At 71.8% G+C, this 16,280-nt stretch carries 11 protein-coding genes and 1 pseudogene; 3 read left to right on the forward strand and 9 right to left on the reverse strand.

Features of this window, described 5'->3' with window-relative positions; genetic code table 11:
* The first annotated feature begins 190 nt into the window (after positions 1-190).
* A complete protein-coding gene (locus tag RBH18_RS23045; protein WP_306211095.1) occupies positions 191-778 on the forward strand; it encodes a hypothetical protein in 588 nt (195 codons plus the stop codon).
* A gap of 67 nt (positions 779-845) precedes the next feature.
* Complete coding sequence (locus tag RBH18_RS23050; RefSeq protein WP_306211096.1) at positions 846-1,637, forward strand: isocitrate lyase/PEP mutase family protein; 792 nt, start codon at positions 846-848, stop codon at positions 1,635-1,637.
* Here the strand turns inward: RBH18_RS23050 and RBH18_RS23055 are convergent.
* From RBH18_RS23055 to RBH18_RS23075, 5 genes and pseudogenes are all read right to left on the reverse strand, one after another.
* Positions 1,634-4,573 (reverse strand): family 16 glycoside hydrolase, encoded by a 2,940-nt coding sequence (locus tag RBH18_RS23055; RefSeq protein WP_306211097.1) that lies wholly within the window; start codon positions 4,571-4,573, stop codon positions 1,634-1,636. The genes RBH18_RS23050 and RBH18_RS23055 overlap by 4 nt on opposite strands.
* Complete coding sequence (locus RBH18_RS23060) at positions 4,570-5,559, reverse strand: hypothetical protein (protein WP_306211098.1); 990 nt, start codon at positions 5,557-5,559, stop codon at positions 4,570-4,572. The genes RBH18_RS23055 and RBH18_RS23060 overlap by 4 nt, the downstream gene beginning before the upstream one ends.
* 287 nt (positions 5,560-5,846) lie before the next feature.
* Positions 5,847-6,728 (reverse strand): annotated as a pseudogene (locus tag RBH18_RS23065) (OmpL47-type beta-barrel domain-containing protein); the annotation flags it as partial.
* A gap of 56 nt (positions 6,729-6,784) precedes the next feature.
* Complete coding sequence (locus tag RBH18_RS23070; RefSeq protein ID WP_306211100.1) at positions 6,785-10,657, reverse strand: ThuA domain-containing protein; 3,873 nt, start codon at positions 10,655-10,657, stop codon at positions 6,785-6,787.
* Positions 10,654-11,670, reverse strand: a complete 1,017-nt coding sequence (locus RBH18_RS23075) for a multicopper oxidase domain-containing protein (protein WP_306211101.1) — start codon at positions 11,668-11,670, stop codon at positions 10,654-10,656. The genes RBH18_RS23070 and RBH18_RS23075 overlap by 4 nt, the downstream gene beginning before the upstream one ends.
* Before the next feature lie 309 nt (positions 11,671-11,979).
* On the opposite strand from RBH18_RS23075, the gene RBH18_RS23080 reads away from it, so the two are divergent.
* On the forward strand, positions 11,980-12,579 hold the full coding sequence (locus RBH18_RS23080; protein ID WP_306211102.1) for a YdcF family protein: 600 nt from the start codon (positions 11,980-11,982) through the stop codon (positions 12,577-12,579).
* Here the strand turns inward: RBH18_RS23080 and RBH18_RS23085 are convergent.
* From RBH18_RS23085 to RBH18_RS23100, 4 genes are read right to left on the reverse strand one after another with little or no spacing between them, the layout of a single operon-like run.
* Positions 12,564-13,211 (reverse strand): helix-turn-helix transcriptional regulator, encoded by a 648-nt coding sequence (locus RBH18_RS23085; protein ID WP_306211103.1) that lies wholly within the window; start codon positions 13,209-13,211, stop codon positions 12,564-12,566. The two genes, RBH18_RS23080 and RBH18_RS23085, sit on opposite strands and share 16 nt — an antisense overlap.
* Positions 13,204-14,169 carry a threonine/serine dehydratase gene (locus RBH18_RS23090; protein ID WP_306211104.1) on the reverse strand — a complete coding sequence of 322 codons (966 nt, stop codon included), beginning with the start codon at positions 14,167-14,169 and terminating at the stop codon, positions 13,204-13,206. The genes RBH18_RS23085 and RBH18_RS23090 overlap by 8 nt, the downstream gene beginning before the upstream one ends.
* A gap of 22 nt (positions 14,170-14,191) precedes the next feature.
* On the reverse strand, positions 14,192-15,217 hold the full coding sequence (locus RBH18_RS23095) for a methyltransferase (protein ID WP_306211105.1): 1,026 nt from the start codon (positions 15,215-15,217) through the stop codon (positions 14,192-14,194).
* Positions 15,218-15,232: 15 nt separating this feature from the next.
* A complete protein-coding gene (locus RBH18_RS23100; RefSeq protein WP_306211106.1) occupies positions 15,233-16,279 on the reverse strand; it encodes an NAD(P)-binding domain-containing protein in 1,047 nt (348 codons plus the stop codon).
* Position 16,280: the final 1 nt, after the last annotated feature.

A 16,280-nucleotide genomic window follows, 5' to 3' on the forward strand; every position in this document is an offset into this window, starting at 1 on the left:
ACGGGCTGCGGCAGTGGGCGGCGACGGCGGCGGCTGACCGGCGGCGGTAGTGGGTGGCAACGCAGGCGGGCCTCGCAGGCGTCGGGCGGTCTCCCGGGTTCGTGCCACGAGTCCGGGCGATTCCCCCGGGAGGGTCGCAAGCGGACGATCGTGGACCAGGTCAGCGCAATTCCGACCTGGAGGTAGTCCCGTGAAGAAGCTCGTGCTCGGCGTCCTGGCCGGCGGCCTGGTCCTCTCCCAGGCCGCGTGGCTGTCTCCCGCGTCCGCCTCCGCCGCGGCTCCCGCCGCCGCTGCCTCCGCCGCGGCCACGGAAGGCGACATTCTCGCGGGCAAGCGGCAGGTCGTCATCAAGCCGGTCGAGGAGTTCGAGTCCATCCTCGCCGTCGACGCCCGCGGCCGCCTCAACCTGACCGACGGCGACATCGACAAGGGCCTGTTCGTGCTGGTCCCCAACGGCAACAAGTGGCTGATCAAGACCGCGAAGGCCGACCCGAACGGCGAGCCCGCCTGCATGGGCCTGAAGAACAACGGCAGCAACCCGCTGACCGTGGTCGCCGCCCTCTGCGACGCCGGCCGCGCCGGTCAGAACTTCGCCATCACCAAGCTCGACGCCACCGACTCGTCCGGCCGCCCCACGTACGCCATCAGCAGCCGCGACGCCTTCCTGCAGTACTTCGGCCGCTCCGGCCTGATCGCCGAGGAGCTGGGCGACGCCCCGCTGAAGACCACCTTCTCCTTCGTCGACAACGGCCCGAGCACCCTGCCGATCCTCGACTGACGCGCCACGACACCGCCCCGGGTCCGCTTCCCCGCCGGGGAGGCGGGCCCGGGTAGCATCGCGCAACGTGACTGAGGATGCTCGCGCTGCCTTTCGCTCGTTGCACGCCGGCGGCACCTTCGTGCTGCCGAACCCCTGGGACGTCCCGTCGGCGCGGCTGCTCGAGCAGCTCGGCTTTCCCGCGCTGGCCACGACGAGTTCCGGCTTCGCCGCGTCGCTGGGCCGCGCGGACCAGCACGTGACCCGCGACGAGCTGGTTGCCCACGTCGCGGCCCTGACCGCCGCCGTACGCATCCCGCTGTCCGTGGACGCCGAGAGCGGATACGCCGACACTCCGCGCGGCGTGGCCGAGACCGTGCGGATGCTGGCGGAAACCGGTGCCAGTGGTGTGTCAATTGAGGATTATGATCCGGCGACGGGAGCCGTCCTGCCCGTGGACGTCGCCGCCGAGCGGATCGCCGCCGCCGCCGGGGAATGCGCCCGGCACGGCATCGTGCTGACCGGCCGGGCGGAGAACCACCTCTACGGCGCCGGAGACCTGGACGACACGATCGCGCGGCTGATCGCCTACCGTGACGCCGGGGCGGGCTGCGTCTACGCCCCCGGGCTGACCGCTGCCGCCGACATCGCCCGCGTGGTCACCGAGACCGCCGCGCCCGTCAACGTCCTGGCGTTGCGCACCGGTCCCAGCGTGTCCGAGCTCGCCGGGATCGGCGTGCGCCGGGTGTCCACGGGCGGCAGCCTGGCCTGGGCGGCCTACGGCGCCCTCGTGAGCGCCGCCCGCGAACTGCGGGAGAGCGGGACGAGCACCTATCTCGACCAGGCGCTGCCCCGCTCCCTGCGCGACGCGGCCTTCTAAGCGACCGGCTCGATCCAGACGTTGCGGTACTGGACCTTGTTGCCGTGGTCCTGCAGGCGGATGGCGCCGGTGGACGGGCCCTCCGGGATGTTGCCGCCGGTGCCGTTCGGGATCTCGACGTTGTCGTGGACCTTGCGGCCGTTCCAGATCACCGTGATCCGGGCGTTCGCCGTCTTGGCGCCCGCGGCGTCGTAACGCGCGGCCCGGTACGTGACGTCGTACGTCTGCCACGTCTCCGGTGCCTTCGCCATGTTCACGTCCGGCGCCTTGACCGTGTAGATCGCGCCCGCCTCATTGCTGGCGAGCGTCGTGTCGCCGTACGAGTCGAGGACCTGCAGCTCGTAGCGCTCCTGCTGGTAGACGCCGCTGTTGCCGCGGTCCTGGCCGGTGACCTCCGGCGGCAGCAGCGGCACCTTGAACTCGACGTGCAGCTTGTAGTCGCCGAAGGCCTCCTTGGTGCGCAGGTCGCCGCAGCAGACCTCGGTGGCGCCGCCGTCCACCGCGGGCCACTGCGGGCGCCGGCCGTCGGTGTGCTGCCAGTTGTCCAGGCCGTGGCCGTCGAAGAGCGTGATCCGCTCACCCGGCGTCCGGACGCTGATCAGGTCCAGGTTGACGTGCCCGGTGTCGAGCGCGTCCACCCGGTACGTGATCTTGTTGACGCCCTTGGCCAGGCGCAGCGTCGTGGACGCCGTCGCCCACTCCTCCCACGTGACGGTGGTCGGCAGGGACACCTGCCGGATCTTGCGGTCGTTGACGTGGACGCTGACCGTCTTCGTCCCGCTGAACGGGTCGGGACCGTTGGAGTAGCGCAGCCCGACCGAATAGTCGCCGGCCTTGTCGACCGTGACGAAGGTGGTGTTCGAGGCGTTGAGGTTGCCGAAACCGGCCACGAAACCGATTCCCGAGTAACCGCGGTGGTCGGTGGCGAGCGTGGCGCCGCCCTCCCGGTTGCCCTCCTCGGCCTCGTAGAACACCTGCTGCGCCTGGGCACCCGGGATCTCGTTGAGCGTGTACCAGGCCTCGGTGCTCCACAGCGACGACCCGTCAGCCGCAGTGAACGGGCGTGGCGAGCGCAGGTGCACCACGCGGTCCTTGCGCAGCCCGGGCACCGTGAGCGTGACGGTCTTCCTGTCACGGGAGACCGCGGCCGCGGTCACTCGCAGGGTCTCCTCGTCGACCTCGGGGCCGCCGTACTGGGCGGTGGGAACGTAGCGCCATTGCTCGACCTGGTACGCGCCGGTCAGGTCGGTGCCGGCCACCGGCTTGGTGTATTCGATGGTGAAGCCGGTCGGGGTGGCCTTCACCGTCTTCATGTCGAACACGGTCGTGCCGTTCGGGGTCAGCTTCTGCAGCCCGAAGCGCAGCTTGCCCTCCTGGCCCCAGTTGCCGTCCGCGCCGAGCCCGCCGACGTAGACAGCGCCGTCCGGGCCGATCGACACCTCGTTGACGCCGGCCTCGAGCCCCTGCGTGTGCCGGAACACCGCGCCCTGCTCGACGCCGTGCACCGTTTCCAGCGCCGCCCGCTGCAGGCCGCCGTAGGTGACGTCACCGATCAGCAGCTGCCCCTGGTACGGCCCCGAGTTCAGCAGGACCGGCGTGCTGGGGGAGTTGGCGATCTGGTTCTGCGGCAGCCACAGGACGGGCCGCGTGACCGGCTGGGAGTCGTACGGGCCGTCGGGGTTGGTGTAGTGGTTGTAGAACGCGCCCTCCTCGATGCGGAGCAGCTTGTTCGACGGCAGCCAGCCGCCCTGGTTGTCGGTCACGTAGAGCTTGCCGCCCGGCCCCCAGCCGATGCCGTTCGGGGTGCGCAGCCCGCCCGCGACCGTGGTGACCTTGCCGGTCCTGCGGTTCACGACGACGCTCGTGCCGCGTCCTGAGACCGGTTGCGGATCGGTCGTCGCGCCGCCGAGGTTGATGGCGACCGACAGGTTGAGATAGAAGTTGCCGTTCTTGTAGAGCAGCCCGAAGGCGAACTCGTGGAAGTTGCCGCCGAAGGGCCACACCGCCACGGTCCGCTGCTTGTCGAGCACCTCGTCGCCGTCGGTGTCGCGGAACTCGGTGAGCTCGTGCTTCTGCGACACGTAGACCATGCCGTCGACCACGGCCACGCCCATGGGCTCCTTCAACCCACCGGCGATCCTCTTGTACGTGACGCTGCCCGGCCCGGTCCTCCCGGTCACGTTCTTGACGAGGTAGACCTCGCCCTCGAGCTTGTCGGACCCGCCCCACGTGCTGATGACCAGCGTGCCGTCCGGCTTCCACGCCATGCCGGAGACCTGCGGCTCGAAGCCCGGCGGGCGCAGGTTCGTCAGGTCGTAACCCGGGTGCACGGCGGTCAGCGGCAGCCCGTCGCCCGGCGTGTCCGTGCCGGCGGCGCACTCCTTGCGGCCGGGTGCCGTCACGCGCACGACCCCGGCGTCGGTGCTCAGCGCGCTGGTCGGGACCACGGCGAAGTCGTCCGCGCCCGGCGGCCGCCACGCGAGGGTGAGCTGCTGTCCGCCGCCGTTCTCGAAGAACTCGGCCCGCAGCGGGTGCAGCCCGGCCGTCAGGGTGACCGTGCCGTCCTTGGGCTCGGCGCCGTGCAGCCCGTCGTGGTCGATCACGAGCGTGTCGTCGATGAACAGCTTCGAGCCGTCGTCACTCGTCAGCCGGAACGTGTAGGAACCGGTTCCAGGAACGGTCAGATTCGCCAGCGCGTGCGTGACGAAGTTGTCCTCCTGCCCGAACTGGTCGGCCGTCGTCCAGTCGATCGTCGGCATCAGCTTGTCGACGTTGGGCGTCTGCCCCGGCTTCAGCTCGCAGATCCGGCTCGCGGCCACCCCGATGTCGTACGTCCGGAGCGTCACGCCCGGCTCCTGGGCGGGCGGCTCGGCGGCGTACGCCGGGGCCGTCATGAACGTCGCCGCGAAGACGGCGGCCACGGCGAGGCGCTTCACCGGCCCAGCCCCGCGTCACCGGCGGCCACGGCCTCGGACACCGCGGCGGCCCGGCGCTGCCCGGCGCGCTGCTCGCCCCTCTCGTCGCGGTCGGCTGTCCCGGCGCCGGCGGCGGCCGACCGGGCGGACTTCGATGCCGCTGCCGTGTCGCCGATGACGCCGCCGCGGATGCGGTTCGACGCGGCGACCGACGCGGCGGGCGTGTTCCGCTGCACGGTCAGCGACCCGTTGATGATGGTGTCGGCGACCGACGCCGCCCCGGTGGTGTTGGTGATGCTCACGTCCGCGTTGAAGTAGCCGCCGGACGCGCAGCTGTCGAGCGTGCCGCCGAGCCCGACCTGCACGCCGCCGAGGTTGCCGGAGAAGGTCGCCCGCCCCCGCACCGCGCTGCCGCACACCACGCTGCCGGTGGCGCTGTTGAGCACCGAGAGCGCGCCGTCGACGAACGAGTCGTGCAGGTCCGTGTAGTAGGTGCCGGTCGTCGACAGCGACCCGGTCACCTGGGTGCCGTCGTCGAGGTGGACCTCGCCGGCCTGGGCGTTGACGCTGCCGTCCACGCTCGCCCGCTCGGCGAAGAGGAAGCTGTCGACGGTGGCGGACCCCTTCGGCCGGACGGCGAGGGAACCGGTGTCACTGTCGTTCAGATAGACGCCGTACCCGCCGGAGGCCAGGGTCACGTCGCCGCGCACGGTGCTCTGCTTGAGGTCGAGGTAGCCGTCGGCCGCCACGCTCACCTGCCCGTCGACCCGGCCGCCCGCGACGACGAGGTTGCCGCCCGCGGCCACGCTGACGTTACCGGTGACGATCGTGCCGGTGAGCGCGCACGACTCGCCGGCCGGCACGTAGAGGTCGTTCGGCACGGTGACGGCTCCGCCGGTGCCGATGCAGTAGGTGACGAGGTCGGCCTGGGCGGCCGGGGCATGGACCAGCACCCCGGCGGTGAGGGCGGCGGCGGTCACCGCGGCCAGTCTGACGGTACGGCGCATGGACTGACTCCTACGGAAGGGATTCATGAGCGGGCCGCCGCGCGGACGAGGGTGCCGGCCTGGCGGGCGGTGAGCGTGCCGGCCGCGACGAGACCGTTCGTGACGGCCTCGACGTGGCGGACGAAGGCGGCGTGGGTGGGATAGCCGGCGTCCTCGTCGATGAGGTCGCTGACGGTGCAGCCGTTGCCGGTGTCGGCGTTGGGCACCCCGGTGTCGGTGCCGCCCAGGAACACCGTGGCCCGCGCGTCGCCGCCGGGGCACTCGTCGGTGCCCCCGCCGTCGCCGGCGACCACGGTGAAGTGGGCCATCTGCTCCGCCGAGGTGTTCCCGGCGTTGTCGGTGGCCCGGTAGTGGACCATGTGCGGGCCCGCCCCGGTCACGACCACCGGCTGCGTGTACGCCGCCCAGGTGCCCCCGTCGACCTGCACCTCGACGCGGGCCACCCCGGAGTCGTCGTCGGCGGCGGTGACGGTGACGGTCGCGGATCCGACGTAGTTGCCGGCGTCGTCGCGGGTTCCGCCGACCTGAGCGGCCACCGTGGGCGCCGTGACGTCCTCGTCCGGCTCCGGCTCGGTGACGGTGAAACTGACGGAAACCGGTTCCGACGTGTTCCCGGCGGTGTCCGTGGCCCGGGCGCGGAGCACGTGCGCGCCGGGCGCCGTGACGGAGACCGGTGCCGTGTAGGGCGTCCAGGCGCCGTCATCGAGCTGGTACTCGACGCGGGCCACACCGGAATCGGTGTCAGTGGCCGTCACGGTGACGGTGGCGTTGCCGGTGACGGTGGCGGACACGGTCGGCGCCGTGGTGTCCTCCGGCGGCTCCTCGCCGCCGGTCACCACGAGTTCGCCGACCATCGAGCTGTGCCCGGGAATCGTGCAGTAGTACCGGTACCGGCCCTCGGTCAGCGTCACGGTCGCCGTGTGCCGGCCGTTGTTCGTGTCGAAGGGGTTGGCCAGGATGTTGAGCGTGACGTCATGGTTGTAGCCGGGCGTGCTGGTGTCGAAGGTCAGCGTGTGCGGCATCCCGGTCGTGTTGCCGGTGGCGGTGCTGTTCTCGAAGACGACGGTGGTCTCGCCGGTCACCGCCGTCGTGGGCACGGACTTGTACTGGGTGACGCTGTCGTCGGCCGTCCAGGTCAGGGTCTGCGCGGCGGCGGCGGGCGCCGCCGGCACGGCCATGGCCAGGAGCAGCGCGATCGCCGCGGCACCTCGGAGCAGGAAGCGCATCACAGTCCCCGGACTCGGATGTTGCGGAACTCGATGAGGTCGGCGTCGCCGTGGTTCTGCAGGCCGATGTGGCCGCGCAGGAACTGCCGCAGGTCGGTCGGCGGGTCCCCGGCCCGCGACGACTGCTTGCCGGGCGTGTTGTCGAACTCGTTGATGACCACCCCGTTGCGGATGATCGTGTAGTGCTGGCCGACGGCGCGGATCTCGTAGTCGTTCCACACGTTCTTCGCCGTGGCGCCCGCCGCGGACAGCGGCTGCGGGTCGAAGTTGTAGACCGAGCCGGTCTTCTGCACCTCGCCGGTCTCGCCGTCGTAGATCTGGATCTCGTGCCCGCAGTAGATGGCGACCCAGGCCTCCGACGTCGCCGCGGAGCCGGTCCGGCCGCAGGAAGGCCGCTCGGCGACCGGCGTCCGCGGGTCCGGGAAGCGCACGAACACCCCGCTGTTGGCGCGCCCGGTGCCCGGGGCGATGTCCCGGAACTGCAACCGCAGCGAGAAGTCGCCCAGTTCCCTGGTGTGCCACAGCATCCCGAGCCCGCCGGCCGAGCGCAGCGACCCGTCCGGCTGGATGCCGAACGATCCCGAGGGCGCCTGCTGCCAGCCGCGCAGGGACGCCGCGGTGCCGTCGAAGAGCGGCTCGTACGCCGTCCGGCCCGGCCGCCCGATCTCCGACGCGGCCGCCGCCCGGGTCAGCACCCCCGCCTGGCGCGCGGTCAGCGGGAACTGCCCGGCCAGCGTGGTGACGTGCCGGACGAACGTGTCGTGGTCCGCCCAGGCGCCCTCGTCGCCGATGAGGTCGTTGAGCGTGCAGCCCCCGTCGCCGGCCAGGTTCGGCACCCCGGTGTCCTTGCCGTCGATGACGACGTTCTTCCGAGTGTCCGGCACGGCGCAGCCCGCGGCCACGGTGGTGGTCACCGTGGCGGTCTCCCCGTCGGCGTACGTGACGGTCAGCTTCGCCGTGTAGGTGCCGGCCTTGGCGTACGTGTGCACGGGGTCGGCCGCCGTGGAACCGGTGCCGTCGCCGAAGTCCCACCGGTGCGAGACGCCGCCCGACCGCGAGCCCGTGAAGGCGTACGTGAGCAATTTGTTCTGCACCGCGACCGCACTCGCCGCCGGGGCCGGGGTGGCGGGCCCGCCGGTGTAGCTCACCTTGAGCAGCTTCTGCGCCGGGCTGAGGCTGAAGAACCCGCCGCCGTAGTCGAGCAGATAGAGCGCGCCGTCCGCACCGAACTTGGCGTCCATCCAGGACTGCAACTGGGTGGAACCGGCTCCGGCGGGCAGGATCGCGCGCAGCGACTCGGCGAAGGGCGGCGGCGACTGGGTGGGAACACCCGCCGGATCGACGGTGACCGCCACCCGGTTGTTCGCGTTCGACTGGTCGCCGAGGAACCACTTGTCGTCCCAGTACCGCGGCCACGCCACGCCGCTGGACGTGTCGACCTTGTCGTAGTGGTAGGTCGGGCCGGACATGACCGCCTGGCCGCCGCCCCGCAGATACGGCTGGGTGTACGTGGCGTCCGCGGCGTTGTAGGTCGGAATGCCGCTGCCGTCGGCGCGCGGCGGGAACACGGGCCCGCCGCCACCGGGCGAGTACCAGATCATGTTGTCGCGGGCGGGCGGGATGTCGACGAGCCCGGTGTTGCGCGGTGACTCGTTCTTGAGCGCGTCGCAGTTGTACCAGCCGGTGAGCACCGTGGCATCGGTGCTGCTCCGGTCCCGGTACGGCTGCCGGTTGCCCATGCAGTACGGCCAGCCCTGGTTCCCCGCCGACGTGATGATGGTGGCGGTCTCGTACTTCGCGGGACCGAGCTCGGGCGACGGATTCGTGGCGTCGGGGCCGACCCAGCCGGCCGTCAGCCACTGCCGCTCCTCGTCGATCTGCAGCCGCGCGATGTTCCGCACGCCCATCACGTAGATCTCGGGGCGGGTCTTGGCCGTGCCGGGCGGGAAGAGGTTGCCCGGCGGAATCGTGTACGTCCCGTCCGCCTCGGGGTGGATCCGGATGATCTTGCCCGCGAGGTCGTTCGTGTTGCCCGACGTCCGGCGCGCGTCCTGGAACGAGATCCCGGCGTACTCGGCCGTCCAGTTGTTGCCGGAGTAGCCCTGCGAGCCCTCGGACGAGTTGTTGTCGCCCGACCCGACGTACAGGTTGCCGTCCTTGTCGAACGCCATGCCACCGCCGGCGTGGCAACAACTGTGGATCTGCACCGGGAACGTGAGCAGATCCTTGCGCGTCGCCTGATCGATGGTCCCGTTCGCGTACGTGAACCGGCTGATCGTCCGCTCGCCGGTCCGCTTCTCCCGGTCGATCGACTCGTGCGGCATCCAGTAGACGTAGATCCATCCGTTGCTCTGGAACGCGGGATCGGCGACGATGCCGAGCAGCCCCTCCTCGTTCTTGACCAGCTCGGAGCCGCTGCCCCGGTTGCCCATCACCGCCAGCGTGGTCAGCAGCTTGACCTGCTTCGTGCGCGGGTCGTACGAGTGGATCGTCCCGCAGCCCAGCCCCACCTTCGGGTCGGCCCAGTCGACGATCGGGCCGCCCGGGCACGCCGCCTTGCCGACGTAGAAGATCGTGCCGCCGGGCGCGACGGTGAGCCCGTGCGGCTCGCCGATCTGGTCGAGCTGCCCGGTCTGGTTGGCCGCGGTGAGCCGCTCGGTCTTGTAGTTCGCCGCGATCGTGGCCTGGCAGTCGCCGCGGACCAGCCCGGCGGCCCAGCCGAGCGCGCCGGACAGGTGCTTGCGGAAGGCGTCCTCGCCGTACGAGTCGGCGGTGTGGCCCATGCCGGTGTAGAAGGACCGGCCGCCGTCGTAGTCGCGGCACCACGAGACGGGGTGGAACGGCCCGTTGGCGCCGAGCCCGGCGTCGTAGTGCCGCTCCTCGACCTGCGCGACGGTGTGCACCGTGCCGACCGGGTTCGGATCCCAGTTGTACCAGCGGTCCGACCGGCTGACGGTCATCGGCAGCCCCTTGGTCGCGGGATGCTGCCGGTCGAGCACGTCGACGACCGCCCGGTTCACCGCGGGCGGCGGGGGAGTGGTGGTCGTGCCCGTGAACAGCCGCAGATCCGCGAGCTGGGTGAGCGGCTCGCCGCTGTTGGCGGTCACATTCAGCCGGAAGAACTTGTACGTCGCCGGGGCGGCCAGGTCGAAGCGGCGCGTCTGGAACCGTTCCGGGAACGTCTGACCCGTCCGGGAATCGATGTCAGTCCACGTTGCACCATCGGCGGAACCCTGAAGTTTCCAGTCCTTCGGGTCGCGGCCGGCCGAGTCGTTGGCGGACGTGAGGGCGTACGCGGTGACGGCCTTGGCGGCGGCCAGCTCGAACGTCGCCCAGCCGGTGGGCGTCCGGACGAGCCACTTGGTGTTCGCGTCGCCGTCGATCAGCTTGGCCGCCGTCTCGTTGGGCGGGTTCTCGCCGCTGGCGGTCACCTTGGCGATCGGCTCGGCCGTCGGGATCGCCCCGGCCGGGCGGGTGCCGATCAGACCGGTGAACCACGTCGAGTCCAGCTGGGCCTTGGCCGCGTCGCCGATGCCGACGAAACCGTTGCCCGCCTTCACGTACGCCTGCAGGGCGCCCTCCTGCGCGCCCGTCAGCGCCGCGCCGGTGGCCGACAGGAAGACCACCGCGCGGTACTTCGCGAGTCCGTCAGGGGTGAAGACAGCCGGGTCGCTGGTGGTATCGACGGCGACGTCCTGGGCGGCGGCCAGCGAGGTGATCGTCTCGGCGGCGCGCGCGACCGGATCCTGTTGCTGCGCCGCGGGACCGTGGAAGACGAGAATTTCCCCGGCAGGGGGGTCAGCGGCGGCGGCAGGCGCCTGGAGGACGCCGATGACCAGCGCGAGGGTGGCGAGGGATGCGGTGAGCCTCATCCGGTGTGCCCTTCGTGAGCAGCGCTGTGCACGTGGTGGTGGAAGCGGTCGATGGCCTCCTGCGCGCCCGGCGGCATCGTGCCGTCCGCGTTGCGCACCAGGAAGATGCCGCTCATGCCGCTGTCGGAGTGCGTCTGCACGTGGCAGTGGTACATCCACGCGCCGGGGCCGCCCCCGTCGCCGGCGAGGACCTGGAACCCGAAGGAGCTGCCCGGGTTGAGGTCCTTGTTGTCGATCGTGATGCTCGGGTCGGACGGGCCCTCGAGCATGCCGGTGCGGTTGTCCGCCCAGCGGTGCGAGTGCAGGTGGAACGTGTGGAACAGGTTCCCGTGGCCGATGGCGACCCACTCGATCCGCTCGCCGAGGTTCGCCTGGAACATCGGGGTGTCCGGCGCGGACCGGTTGTTGATCTGCGAGTCGTGGAAGACCACGACGACCTGTTTGTCGGGCAGGAGGTCGCCACGGCGGCGCACGATCAGCGCGCCGTAGAGGCCCCGGGCCACGCCCAGGGTGCCGTGCTCGGTGCCCATCGCGTGGTCGTGGTAGTGCCAGTAGCCCGCGCTGCCCGGCATGAACCGCCGGCCCGCGGACGCGGTGGTCATCTCGTGACTGCGCCACACGTACGTGCGGGTCTCGCCGGGCGCGTTGAACGAGGCGTTGAACGGCGAGCCGTCCGAGTCCGTGCTGTAGTCCACCCCGTGCGGGTGGATCGACAGCCGCTGGTCGGTGGTGTTGACCAGCGTGATCTCGAGCGTGTCGCCCTCGTACATCTCCAGCGTCGGACCGGGCACAGTGGCCTTGCCGCGCTCGAGGCCGTAGCCGTAGAGGTTGCCGGGCAGGGCCTCGGCGTAGACGGTGACCTTGCGGACCGTGCCGGCGGCGCGGGCGGGACGGCTCGGCGTCAGCGCGGAGGCGGCGCCGACGGCGGGAACCGTGAGGCCTAGCGCACCGGTCGCGAGCAGGGAGCGCCGGGAGAATCGCCAGCGGGACTTGCCAACGTTGTCAGAGTGCATGCGGCTCCGATCGGGCAGCACGACAGTCGCGGAACGTGACCGTCCCGCGTCCCAGAACTTTTGTCGATGGAGAGCAATCTATGTAGCGAATCGACGAAAGTAAAGGTCCCGACCGGCCGTCAAGATCGGCTTCACCAGGCATTTCCTCCCATGGGGACGGTCCGTAGGGGGCCATGGAAGCGCTCCCGGCGCGGCGACCAGGTAACCGGCCCGTTACGCGGCGGCAATATTCGTCACCCTCGGTGCGCATTGAACTTTTCGCCCGCCGGGAGCCGTAAGGCTGGGCGTCGGACTGGAAGGAGCGTCATCGTGACTGTCACGGAAGGACACCGGGAGGCCGCCCGGCTGATCTGGGACTACCACCAGATGCGGCACCCGCTGGCCAGGTGCGAGGCGGCCATCGGGCTCGCCGACGCCGGGTACGCCGCCGAGCTCTGGCACGCCGGCTGGTTCCCGACGATGGTGCTCACCGAGGACCAGCGGGAGCGGGCCATCGCGGAGGGCGTGCCCGGCGACGCCGTGCTGGTGGAGCCGCGAGCCACGCACACCGGGCTGACGCTCACGCTCTCCCGCGAGGTGCTCGGAGCGGCGGGCATCCGGCCGCGTACGGTCATGATCGTCGCCGAGCCGGCCATGCAGCGCCGCGCCTATGCCACCTGCCGCAAGGTCTGGCCGGAGGTCACGGCCGTGTGCGCCGCGGGGCGGGTGACCTTCGAGGAGTACGTGTCCGGAGCCGCCGACGAGCGGCAGGCGATCGACCGGCTCGTGGGCGCCCTGCAGCGCGTGATCGAGTACCCGTGGCGTGGCTACGCCGTCCGGCAGGAGGTGCCCTCAGCCGTCCACGTCGCCTACCGCCACCTGCTCGGCGAGGGCTACACGCGCGACCTGATCGGTCACTCGTTCAAGTAGTTGTAGATCGTGTAGCGGGTCACGCCCAGCGCCGCCGCGGCCAGCTCCACCGACTCCTTGATCAGGAAGAAGCCCCGCCGCTGCAGGTCCCTGACGACCTCGATCTTGTCGGCCTTGCTCATCCGCGCCACGGGTACGCCCACCGCTGCGACCGCCCGCGCGAGCAGATCGCTCGTCAGCTGCTCGACGCTGTCGTAGAAGCGCTCGTGCCCACTGGTGTTCGGCGTGTCGATCAGCTCGGCGAGCAGATCCCGGGCGGCCGTGAGCCGCGTGATGTCCCGGTTGATGCACAGCGCGGCGACGGGCCGGGCGAGGGTGCCGCGCAGGAAGATCGTCGACGACCGGCACACGACGCCGCCGGGCAGCTCGGTGCGATAGCCGACGATGCTCTCCGGCGGGTCGTCCTGCATCAGCAGCCGCAGGCCCAGGTCGGTGGCGGGTGCGCCGATCCCGCGCCCGCTCAGCCCGCCGGCGATCGCGGCCACCGAGTTCGGCAGCCTGCTCAGGTCGTGCAGGACCACCTCGGCGCCGGGGCCGATCGCGGCGGCCAGGGGCTCGACCAGCGGCCGGTGCGCCGCGACGACGCGGGCGGCCTCGGCCTGGAACTCCGGCGTCGCCCAGGACTCAGCCAACGGTGACCCCGAGCCGGTCCGCCCACGCCAGCATGTCCGCGACGACGGCGTTGCCCCCGCACACGACCAGCCCGATCCGCGCCTCCGGCCCGGCCCGGTCGACCACGCAGCGCGCGGCCGGCAGCAGGCACCCGGCGGCGGGCTCGGTCCACACCTTCGCGGCCTCCGCGAGCTCCAGCGAGCCCCGGACGGCCTCCGCGTCGCTCACCACGAGCACGTCGTCGACCAGCTCGCGCACGTGCTCGTACGTCATGGTCGCCACCGCCGGCGGGGACAGCGTCGACACGATCGAGGTGGGCGTCATCGGGACCGGCCCGCCCGCCGCGAGCGCCCGGCGCATGCCGTCCGACCCCTCGGTCTCGACGCCCCAGACGCGGACGCCCGGCCGCAGCGCCCGGACCGCCGCCGCGACCCCGCTGATCAGCCCGCCGCCCCCGATGCTGACCAGCACGTCGGTCAGCGGCCCGGCGTCGCGCGCCAGCTCCAGCCCGACCGTGCCCTGCCCGGCCACGACCTCCGCGTCGTCGAAGGGGTGCAGCAGCGTGAGCCCCTCGCCGCGCAGCCGCTCACTGAGCGCGAACGCCTCGGTGACGTCGTCGGTGACCTGCACGGCGGCCCCGTACTGCCCGGCCAGCTCGATCGCGCGCCGCGGCGCGGTGCGCGGCATGACGACCGTCGCCTTGACCCCGAGCGCCCCGGCCATCGCCGCGACCGCGATGCCGTGATTGCCGCCGCTGACGGCGACGACCCCCGCGGCGCGCTCGGCCGCGGTCAGCGTGCGCAGCTTGTTGGCCGCGCCGCGGACCTTGAAGGAGCCCGTACGCTGCAGCAGCTCCAGCTTGACAGTGACCGGCACGCCGAGCGCGTCGCTCAGCCCGGAGCTCGGCACCGTGGGGGTGTGGACGACATCGCCGGCGATCCGCCCGGCGGCCGCCTCGATCGCTTCGAGGGTGATCATGTCAACAAATTGTAGAGGCATCTCAACCGGTCGTGGAAATGACCGCTTCCAGGACGGAGACCGGCATCGCCGGGATGTCAATGATCCGCGTCAGGCGCAGGCCCGCGGTGGCGAGGAGCCGCTCGAACTGGGCGGCCGTGCGCTCGTGGCCGGGCATCACCGTCATCATCAGGAGGTCGACGGCCTTGGCCTGGTGCGGGGTGTCGCCCTCGGGGAGGACCGGGTCGATCACCAGGATGCGGGCGCCCGGGCGGGCCGCGGCGGCGCAGGTGCGCAGGAGGCGTACGCAGGTGTCGTCGTCCCAGTCGTGCAGGATGCGCTTGATCAGATAGACGTCGGCCGGCGGGACCTCGGTGCGGAAGTCGCCGGGCTCGAGGCGCCAGCGCCCGGTCACCGCCGGGTCCGCGGCGAGCACGTTGCCGGGTAGCACGTGCGGAAGGTCGAACAGCGTGCCCGTCGCCGTGGGATGGCGGCGGAGCACCGCGCACAGCAGTCCGCCCTGGCCGCCCGCCAGGTCGACCACGTGCGCGTCCGGGGGAACGGTGCAGGCGGCGGCCACGGGATCGTTCTCCAGCCCGGAGTACTGCGCCATGCCGTCGTTGAACGCGGCCACGGCTTCCGGGTTGCGCGCGTAGTGGTCGAAGAGGGGAGCGCCGAAGATGCGGTCGAAGGCGGGCTTGCCGTCGAGGGTGCTCTCGGCCACTTCGCCGGCCGAGCGCCACATGGCCGGGTCCGTCATCATGAGGACCGCCGCGCGTACGGGATGGGGTGCGTCCGTGGTCAGGGCCGCCGCCGGGGGAGTCAGCGCGAACACCCCCGGCGCGGCCTCGGTGAAGATGCCGCGGGTGGCCAGGAGGCGCAGCACCCGGTGGAGGCCGGCCTCGGTCGCACCGGTCGCCGCGGCGAGCTCCGCGACGGGCCGTGGGCCGTTCCGCAGATGGTCGGCCACGCCGGTGACGGCCGCCGCCCGCAACGCCGCCGGGACCAGGTAGCCGACGACCTCGTCCAGCACGAAGGCTGCCGCTTCGATGTCCGGGGATCCCTGCACGGTGATCGACGCTAGTCAATCGTCCGGGTGGGTGTCCAGATACTTGGCGAGGGCGGAGACCGCCGCGCGGCCGGCCCGGTTGGCGCCGACCGTGGACTGGGAGGGGCCGAAGCCGACCAGGTGGACGCGGGGGTCGGCGGCGACCTGGGTGCCGGTCATCGTGATGCCGCCGCGGTCGTTGCGCAGGTGCAGCGGGTCGAGGTGGGCCAGGGCGGCCTTGAAGCCGGTCGCCCACAGGATCGTGTCGACGGCGGTGAACGAGCCGTCCGCCTCCCGGACGCCGCGCGGCTCGATCGCCGTGAACATCGGGCGCCGGTCGAGGGCGCCGCGCTGCTTGGCCGCCAGGGCGTACGGGGTCCAGATCAGGCCGGTGTAGGAGACGACGCTGCCCGTGGGGTTGCCCGCCTCGACGTCGGCGGTGACCTTGGCGATGGTCTCGCGGCCGGCGCCTTCCGGGGTGAAGTCGTCCCGGAAGTACGGCTCGCGGCGGGTGTACCAGTACGTGGTGGCGACGCGCGAGATCTCCTCGAGCTGCTGCACCGCGGAGATGCCCCCGCCGACCACGGCGACGCGCTCGCCCGTGAACGTGTCCGCCGACACGTACTCGTGGGTGTGCAGTTGCCGGCCGAGGAAGGACTCCTGCCCGGGGTAGTGCGGCAGGACGGGGTTGGTCCACGTGCCCGTGGCATTGATGATCGCCTCGGCGAGCCAGTCGCCGTGGTCCGTCTCGACGAGCAGCCTGCGGCCCCGGTCGCGGACGGCCGAGACCGTGACCGGCCGCAGCACGGTGAGCCCGGCGGCCCGCTCGAAGCCGGCGAAGTAGCGGGGCACCGCCGTGCGGCTGGGCTCCTCGGGGTCGAGGGCGGGCTTGGGGAAGCGCGGCAGGTCGAAGATGCCGTTGACGGTCGCCATCCGCAGCGACTCCCAGCGGTGCTGCCACGCCCCGCCCGGTGCGGACTCGGCGTCGAGGATCACGTGGGCGATGCCGCGTCGTTTGAGGTGGTAACCGGCCGAGAGCCCGGACTGCCCGGCCCCGATGACCACGACAGTCGCCTCTCTCACA

The sequence above is a fragment of the Actinoplanes oryzae genome (genome assembly GCF_030757795.1).
In the GTDB taxonomy this organism is placed as follows: Bacteria; Actinomycetota; Actinomycetes; order Mycobacteriales; family Micromonosporaceae; genus Actinoplanes.